Here is an 8,782-nt window from a genome sequence, read left to right on the forward strand (position 1 = left end):
CAGATTATTCAGATTCATGTTCCGATGCCCATAGCCTATAGCCAATAGCCAAACGTTCTCTGCGCCTCTGTGTTAAAAAATTGATCCACGAAGAGCACGAAGGACACGAAGATTAAGTTTTTTCGCCACTGATTAGCCAGATTCATGTTCCGATTAGCCCCAAAGCCCAAAGCCCCTAGCCAAACGTTCTCTGCGCCTCGGCGTTAAGAGTTGCCCTTTGCCTTCATCCTTCATAATTCATCCTTCATACCTTCCCCTATGTTCTATGTTCTTTGCTCTATGTTCTCATCCCTCATAATTCATCCTTCATACCTTCCCCTATGTTCTATGTTCTTTGCTCTATGTTCTCATCCCCAACTATAATAAGATGCAACAATTGATAATTGCATGAGGTGATTATGACCTATACCCTTGAATCAACTGGCTTATTGGTGTTTCAACGCGATGATGAAGAAGTGCTGACGATTCAGCCCTATTTGGCTCAATATGGCTCGCAATTTGCCGCAATGGGTGTGCAAACTCAGCCCGATACAGTGCAATACACCAGCTTCGATAACCAAACCTTTGAATTGAATCTCGAAACTACGGCCACTGGCTATCGCTTGGTGTTTCACGTGAAACATCAAGTTGCCCAAATTGGCCTTGCAATTGGCATTCAGCCAGCAGGCTCGTGGTATGGCATGGGCGAACGCGTAATCCAAAGCTGGCCACTCAATTTGGCTGGAGTGCAAAGCCAACCCTTGATTACCTACGATCACGCTGATGATGGCACACTTAATATTGTTACGCCGGTGTGGATTGGCGCGAATGGTGTGGCATTTATGGTCGCCGAAGATACTGGCCCCTTGCACGTCACGATCGATAGCGATCCTGCTGGCGTAATTCGCCTATTGCAATTTCCTTCGCCAACCCCATTTGGCGCTGGCTTAGATGGCAGCGAAATTCACTATGCAGGCACACGCTTGGTACTCGATCTCGTTATTGCTGAGAATGTTAGCCTTGCTGCCCAACACATTATTCAAAAGCTTGGGCATCCCACAGCTGCACCGCCATTGGCTATGTTCAGCAAGCCAATTTGGACAACCTGGGCACGCTATAAAATGGATATTGATCAAGTCCAAACTTTGGCTTTTGCTCAAGAAATCATTGATCAACAGTATCCATACTCCGTGCTCGAAATCGATGATCGTTGGCAAACTGCTTATGGCGATTTAGAATTCGATCTGCGTAAGTTTCCCGATCCTAAAGCCATGGTCGATCAGTTGCATCAGCTTGGCTATAAAGTAACCTTGTGGATTCCACCATTCTTTGATCCCAAAAGTGCTGCGTTTGCTGAGGCAGCAGCGAATGGCTATTTGGTCAAACATCCAGGTAATGATCAACCCTATTTGACTCGTTGGTGGCAAGGTTGGGGTGGCTTGTTGGATGTTTCAAATCCTGCGGCGTTGGCGTGGTGGCAAGCAGGCTTAGACCGCTTGCAAATTTTGTATGGGATTGATGGCTTTAAATTCGATGGTGCTGAAGGCAATTTCTTGCCCGCTGAAGCCAAAACCCATCTGCCAATGACTCCCAATCAGTATAGCGATCGCTACGTTGCCTTCGTTGCTCAATCGTGGCAATGGACGGAGGTGCGCACTGGTTGGCGCTCGCAACAACAGCCAATCTTCTTCCGCGAATGGGATAAATGGAGCCGCTGGGGCATGGATAACGGCTTGCATGCAGTTGTGACTCAAGCCCTCGCCATGAGTGTCATCGGCTATCCCTACGTGTTGCCCGATATGATTGGCGGCAATGCCTATAATGGCGAGTTTCCAGAACGCGAATTGCTGATTCGCTGGACACAAGTTACAGCGCTCTTGCCAGCCATGCAATTCTCAATTGCTCCTTGGCAGTACGATGCAGAAACCAGCCAAATTTGCCAGCGCTACGCTCAATTGCACGCTGAGTTAGAGCCATATATTGCCGAATTATTGCAAGCAACCACAACCGATGGCACGCCGTTGGTGCGACCATTGTGGTGGCACTACCCCGACGATGCTAGCACGCGCTTTATTGGCGATCAATGGCTGTTTGGTGAGCAATATTTGGCAGCGCCGATTCTCCAAGCCAACCGCTACCAACGCGACATTTACTTGCCCGAAGGTGGCTGGCGCGATTATTGGACTGGCGAGAAATTCGATGGCGAAACCTGGCTCTACAATTATCCAGCGCCCTTGGAAACCATGCCTTTATTCGAACGGCTGTGGTAGAATTTTAGCGAGTAGCCGTATTTGGTGTGTAAGGAGATCATTTCATGGCCAACACGACCATCACTTGGCTTGGTCACGCCAGCTTTTTATTCGTCACCCCCGAAGGCAAACGAATTATTCTTGATCCTTGGTATGAACATAATCCAAGCTTTCCAGCTTCGGCCAAGGCTGAGCTTGAGCATGTTGATGCGATTTTGCTCACGCACGGCCATAGCGACCACACTGGTAACGCGGTTGAGCTTGCCAAACAAAGCAAAGCGCCAATTGCTGGGATTAACGAATTAATTGGCTGGGTACAAGGCCAAGGTGTCGATGCGACACAATGTATTGGCTACAACAAAGGTGGTTGCATCGAGATTGCTGGCATCAAAGCAACCTTAACCACAGCGCATCACAGCAGCAGCGTTACTAGCGGCAATATTTCGCTCTATTTGGGCGATCCATGTGGTTTTATCCTCGAATTTTCCGATGGCTGCGTGGTCTATGTGACGGGTGATACTTGTATTCACAGCGATATGGCTTTGATGGGCGAAATCTACCAGCCCAACGTCACAATCTTGCCAATTGGCGATTTCTACACGATGGGGCCACGCCAAGCAGCTCATGCGCTCAAATTAATCGGCTCGCAATTTGCAATTCCAGAGCATTACGGCACGTTCCCTGCCTTGCATGGCAACCCTGAAGCCTTGCAAAACGAGTTGAATAAGCTTGAGCTGAAGACCGAAATTGTGGCCTTGCAACCAGGTCAAGCGTGGACCTATCAGGCCTAAATGTTTCACGGGAAACATTTAATAAAGTGAAACAACAGCGTGCTGTGTAACCAACGGCACGTTGTTTTGGTATAACTTGCGAATTTGCTAAATTACATGTGAACAGATGCGCGCCGATCCAGCATTGCTTAACCTCGAATTAACCTTAGCGCCTAAATTGGCCGAGTTATACACATTTCCCACAGCTTTTCCACATTAGCAATTAACCGAAGTTATCCACATGCTGTGGATAACTTCTTGATAACTAAGGTCCTGTAAGTCAAAGCTAGATTGTTTCACGGGAAACAATAGAACATATTTGCGACCCATTGGTCAAATTTAAGTAAATTGCCGCTCTGACCAGATTGAGGTATCATGACGAACAAAATCGACACGAGAAGTCGAGAGTTTTTGGCAAAAGAAAAAACATTGATCTTGATGGAGTAAAACGGAAAATGACGTTTAGCGATGAGCAGTTATCTGCGCCTTCCGAGCGATGGATGCGTTTAGATTTACATATCCATACGCCAGCATCTGAAGATTATGCAGAACCAGAGGTAAGTTATCTCGATATTTTACGGGCAGCAGCCGCCCATCAACTTGATATTATTGCCTTTACCGACCACAACACGATTCGCGGCTATGAGCAATTTCGCGATGAGCTAGCCCTACTCGAACGCTTTGTGCAAGCAGACCGCTGTACGCCTGAGGAGCGCGAACGCTACGGCGAATATCAACAATTGTTGGCTCATTTGACTGTACTGCCAGGCTTTGAATTTACCAGCCACTATGGCTCGCATATTTTGGCCCTTTTTGCCCCAACTACTCCGCTTAGCGTGCTTGAAGCGGTCTTATTACAATTGGGCATTCCAGCGCAAGAATTAAAGGCTGGCTCGTGCTCAATCTCCAACACCAAACACGTGACCGAAGCCTATGAAATTATCAATCGTGCTGGGGGTATCGTGATTGCCGCCCACGTTAATGCCCATTCTGGCGTGGTGAGCGAATCAATTCGCTTTGGCAATAGCGGCCAATCACGGGTTGCTGCAACCCAAAGCCCTTATTTACACGCCCTCGAATTTGTCCATTTCTACGCTTCACACGAAAGCTACCTCAGCCCAACCTTTTATAATGGCCAACATACCTATTACGAACGGCCAATGTTCTGTATTCAAGGCTCCGATGCCCACCGCATCAATCGCGCCGATGCCGACGACCAAGAAAGCAAAAAACTCTATGGCGTTGGCGACCGCTATTTCGAGGCACTTTTGCCCGAAGCTTCATTCGATGCCTTGAAGACCTTATTCAGTAGCAAGCAAATCGATAAGGTGCGCGTACCACGCCGCGACCAAAAGCAATGGGAGATTGATAACGTGCGACTGAATGGCGATTCACGCCACTTAATTGCCCGTCCGGCAACCGAGGAGTATCTGGCGCAAGTTTGGCACGATGTGGCAGCGCTGGCCAATGCCGATGGCGGGGTAATCTTAATTGGCATTGATGGCGAGCAAGCTGTCTCAGCAACCACGATTAGCGAACAAATTAAGCAACTTGTCGCCCAATACCTCGACCCGCAACCAAACCTCAGCCTCGAATTAATGCAATATCAAGAACGCGATGTTGTGCGGGTTGAAGTTAAGCCCGATGAATTGCCACCCTATGTTGCAAGCAATGGCGCAGTCTATGTGCGCCGCGATGATCAAACCCAGGTTGCTAACCGCGAAGAATTATTGCAACTTGCCCGCCGCGCGTTGGTACGTAGCACCATGTCGCCACTTGATAATGGCGAAGATCTCGAATTGCCACGCTCAGGGGTCGAAATTGTGAGCGAGCAAAAACGCAATTCGGTTTGGACCTACGAAGTGCGTGATTTGCGCACCACCACCGGCGTTGAACGCGATCGCGCTCAAGGCTTGTGGGCCTATGCCATCTCGCGCCACGAAGAACTACGCGATGCCAAAATTGACCTCAACGAAGATGTACGCTGGTATGGTCGGCTCGGCGTTTGGCGCACCTTCCAGCAAGGCAATCGCACCAAATACGATCTAATTCATCGCGATGCCTCAGGCGTAATCGACCATATTTTCTATGGCGTTTCCGAGTGGGGGCTTGGTGAAGGCTGGCGCTCGCTGCTTGGCATCAACGATAGTTTTGCGGTCGATGCCAACGATAACGACGATCATGCACCAATTAGCGCACCACGCAGCTTTAGCGCACCAATCGATGATGCAGAATCGGACAATGAAGATAACTGGATGCCTTGGGGTGACCGCAAATATCGGTGGAAAGGCCGTGGCGGCTTATGGCGCATCTATGGCAACGAAGAGAAAATTCGCTTCGATCTAGCCATGAAAAACAAAGAAGATGAAGATTTCCAAACCTTCAACGATGTAACCCGCGCCAAATTGACCGAAGCATGGCTCAATCTGATTCGGGTTAAGCCACCAACCACAGGCATCGAAGTTGTCGCAATGGAAGAAAGCGATTTTGGCCGCTCTTTCCGCTTCCGCAATTTGCGCAGCGGCGAAGTCAGCGACCCATGGCGCGATTTAGATCTTGAGCAAGGCACTGTGCGCGAATATGCTGCCCGCATGTTCCTCGAAGATCTGCCAATTGACGAGGCTTCGGTGCGCTGGTGGGGCAATATCGGCTATATGCGGCCAATGCGCTCGCAAGTCGATCTCGTCTATCGCGATGAAGATGGCGTTGACCATATCTACTATGCTGCTCGTCGCGAAGAGCTAGAAAACGAATGGCGCGAATTGCTGGAGCTATGGGACGATGAGTAAGCGTTTGCCAGTGGTGGTTGGGATTAGTGGTGCAAGCGGTGCGGCGCTAGCCAAACGGGTTATCGAACGCTTGATTGCGCTCGAACACCCAATTGAGTTGGTCGCAACTTCATCAGCGCGCATCGTTTGGCGACAGGAACAAGGCGAATCTTGGGCCGAAGCGGTTGCTGCTTGGCAGGCTTCGGGCTTGATCACCGAGCATAATCCCAATAATCAGGCGGCAACGATTGCCAGCGGTTCGTATCCGGCCTATGGCATGCTGATTGTGCCATGTTCGATGGGTACGGTTGCGGCGTTGGCTGCTGGCCTCGCCAACAATTTGCTGTTGCGCGTGGCCGATGTGACCCAAAAAGAGGGACGGCGCTTAGTCGTCGTCCCGCGCGAAACCCCGCTTTCGAGCGTACATTTGGAAAATATGTTGCGTTTATCGCAGCGCGGCGTGCGGCTCGTACCGCCAATGCCCAATTTCTACGCTCGCCCAACTACGGTTGCCGAAGTCGTCGATTTTGTGGCAGCCCGCGCTTTAGTTGCCTTGGGGCTAAGCCCTGAGCTTGATAGTGACCAGCAATGGGCTGGCTTGGAGCTTGAATAATGTCTGTCTTGCCACAATCCGCTGAAAAAGCCGTCTATGTCAATGCCATGTTCACAGCCATTGCCGAGCGCTATGATCTGATGAATCGGCTGATGACCTTTGGGCTGGATCAAGGCTGGCGGCGTTGGGCAGCCAAACGCATCAAGCAATCACATGCCACGTTTGCCTTGGATGTTGGCTCTGGCACTGGCGATTTTCTGCCGATTCTGCAACGCGCCATGCCTCAAGTTGGCGTAGTTGGGCTGGATTTTACTTTTGCCATGATGGCAGCGGGCCAAGCCAAGCGCGATCAAGACACAACTGAGCATAGCTTTGTTAATGGCGATGGGATGCAATTGCCATTTGCTGACGAGTCTTTTGATGTTGTGACTACGGGCTTTGCTATGCGCAATATCGTGGATATTCGCCAAGCATTTAGCGAAATGGCTCGTGTCACCAAGCCAGGGGGCAAATTGGCCTGCTTAGAGGTTGCGCGGCCCAAAAATCCCTTGGTACGCTGGGGCCATCAATTCTATTTCAACAACATTGTGCCGATTATTGGCAGCATCGTGGGCGGCAACAATCGCGCTTACACCTACTTGCCCCAATCGGCATCGATTTTTCCCCAGCCACCTGAGCTAGCCCAAATTATCGCCGAATGTGGCTGGCGCGATGTGACCTGGAAGCAATTGGGCTTGGGCGCAGTTGCGGTGCATATCGCCACCAAATAAACAGGCTTGCGAGGAGAGATGTTTAAGACCTCAGCCGCTTGTTAAAGAAGCCCGCTGGATTCGTAGCGAATCCAGCGGGCTTTGTGTTGTCTGCCAAAACTAGGTTGAAAACTAGGCTGCGCTTGGAGCAAATTGGCGTTCTTGCTCCATTTCGTAGCGGGCCTTCAAGATATTTTGAATCTCATCTTCGGAAATTCGCCAACCACGCCCAAGTTGATACGCGCCAATCAACTTTTTGCTTACCCAACGCCGCACGGTATCTTCGGAAAGCTGCATTAATCCGGCGGCTTCTTCGATTGAATAATCATGGGAACGCATATGCGCCTCCTCTAGATAGCTCATCGTTAGAATCCACCACATTGGGGTTCGTTGCCACCGTTGGCATAAGCCTTACTATAGCATAAAAAGATTAAGCGCCTGTTATGCAAACTACACAAAAAAGCGCTTAATCGCTTGGTACTATTGCACAGTTTGGGCTAAGGTTTTTTTGTAGAACTCCATAATTTGGTCGCCAATGACTTGCCAGCTATAGCTTTTGGCCTGTTGGCGATTTGATTGGCCAATTTTTTTGCGCGCTGCTGGGCTGGCAATAAAGCTGGCAATTGCCCCAGCCATGGCACGCGGATCACGCGGTGGCACGGCCAAGTTGCCTGGATGATTGACCAAAACGCCTGCATAGCCTGCATTGGCTGCCGCCACGACTGGCAATCCCAGCGCCATCGCCTCAACAATCACATAGCCAAAACTTTCTTGGCCAATTGCTGGCGCACAAAAAATATCGGCGCTGGCCATCATATGCGGCAATGCCAAATCGGTCACGTAGCCAAGCCACTCTACATTTTTCAAGTGCAATTGGTCGGCCAATGCGTGCAATTCTTCGCGCAACGGCCCATCGCCAGCAATCACGAGCCGCAATTGGTTGGGATAATCTTTTTGGAGCAAGGCATAGGCCCGCAGCAAATATTCCACACCTTTGCGCTGCTCCAAACGGCCAAGCGTAAACAGGGTAATTTTATCGTCATCATATTGGCGCAGGCGTGGCAAATTGGCTGCATCCTCAAAGCGATCAAGATTAATGCCGCTGGCAATTACCGTATATTCATCTTGCTTGCCAAAAATAGCGTGTGCCGTTTCCATTGCTGCTTGTGAGCCAGCAATTCGGCCATGCACATGGCGAAAGAAATCGGGCAAAATATATTTGGCCATGCGCAACGCTTGCAATTTCCACGGCTCATCAACCCGATTATGAAAGGTCGAGATGTGGCAAGCCTTGGAATTAGCCAAAATTCGCCCGCCCATAGTTGGTGAGTGCAGAGTCTGAATATGCAAAATATCGCAATTCTCGGCCTCTAAAAGCTCGCGCAAACGCCGATTCGATTCAAGGCAGATTGGCAATGAGGTATTCGAGCCGCTGCCATAGGTTGGCAACGAAATTCCCAAAGGAATAATCCGCTCAGCCAATTTGGCGTTATCAAACTGGCTACCACCAGCAAAAATCACCACTTCGTGGCCTAGGCTCTCAAAATAATGATATAAGCCACGAATATAGACCTGAATGCCACCAATGCGGTGCATGTGATCATCAAAGACAAACCCAATTTTCATAGTGCAACCTCAACACAATTCTGCTTCAATCTTCGTCACGATTGGCAAAATGTCAAGCAGTATGGGGTGGGGATCGGTTGTCGGGGGC

General features: G+C 49.9%; 7 protein-coding genes. 5 read left to right on the forward strand and 2 right to left on the reverse strand.

Translation table 11 applies throughout. The annotated features are described in order from the left end of the window. Positions 1-398 precede the first annotated feature (398 nt). The 5 genes from C5S61_RS19580 to ubiE all read left to right on the forward strand — a co-directional run bounded on the left by C5S61_RS19580 (position 399) and on the right by ubiE (position 7,089). Positions 399-2,249 carry a TIM-barrel domain-containing protein gene (locus C5S61_RS19580; RefSeq protein ID WP_110517735.1) on the forward strand — a complete coding sequence of 617 codons (1,851 nt, stop codon included), beginning with the start codon at positions 399-401 and terminating at the stop codon, positions 2,247-2,249. Between the two features lie 44 nt (positions 2,250-2,293). Then, positions 2,294-3,019: a metal-dependent hydrolase gene (locus C5S61_RS19585; protein ID WP_110517737.1), complete on the forward strand. Its 726-nt coding sequence runs from the start codon at positions 2,294-2,296 to the stop codon at positions 3,017-3,019. A 434-nt stretch (positions 3,020-3,453) separates the two neighbouring features. Then, positions 3,454-5,787, forward strand: coding sequence for an RNA-binding domain-containing protein (locus C5S61_RS19590; protein WP_110517739.1), 2,334 nt, complete (start codon positions 3,454-3,456; stop codon positions 5,785-5,787). Continuing rightward, positions 5,780-6,379 (forward strand): UbiX family flavin prenyltransferase, encoded by a 600-nt coding sequence (locus C5S61_RS19595; RefSeq protein WP_110517741.1) that lies wholly within the window; start codon positions 5,780-5,782, stop codon positions 6,377-6,379. Before C5S61_RS19590 ends, C5S61_RS19595 begins: the two co-directional genes overlap by 8 nt. Further along, the gene (gene ubiE / locus C5S61_RS19600; RefSeq protein WP_110517743.1) at positions 6,379-7,089 is read left to right on the forward strand and encodes a bifunctional demethylmenaquinone methyltransferase/2-methoxy-6-polyprenyl-1,4-benzoquinol methylase UbiE; all 711 of its coding nucleotides are present in this window, start codon (positions 6,379-6,381) and stop codon (positions 7,087-7,089) included. The genes C5S61_RS19595 and ubiE overlap by 1 nt, the downstream gene beginning before the upstream one ends. A 111-nt stretch (positions 7,090-7,200) precedes the next feature. Here the strand turns inward: ubiE and C5S61_RS19605 are convergent, their stop codons facing one another. Together C5S61_RS19605 and C5S61_RS19610 are read right to left on the reverse strand one after the other, a co-directional pair. Continuing rightward, positions 7,201-7,407 carry a helix-turn-helix domain-containing protein gene (locus C5S61_RS19605; protein WP_164689660.1) on the reverse strand — a complete coding sequence of 69 codons (207 nt, stop codon included), beginning with the start codon at positions 7,405-7,407 and terminating at the stop codon, positions 7,201-7,203. 141 nt (positions 7,408-7,548) lie between these two features. After that, the gene (locus tag C5S61_RS19610; RefSeq protein ID WP_110517748.1) at positions 7,549-8,694 is read right to left on the reverse strand and encodes a glycosyltransferase family 4 protein; all 1,146 of its coding nucleotides are present in this window, start codon (positions 8,692-8,694) and stop codon (positions 7,549-7,551) included. Positions 8,695-8,782: the final 88 nt, after the last annotated feature.

This window comes from Herpetosiphon llansteffanensis (assembly GCF_003205875.1).
In the GTDB taxonomy this organism is placed as follows: domain Bacteria; phylum Chloroflexota; class Chloroflexia; order Chloroflexales; family Herpetosiphonaceae; genus Herpetosiphon; species Herpetosiphon llansteffanensis.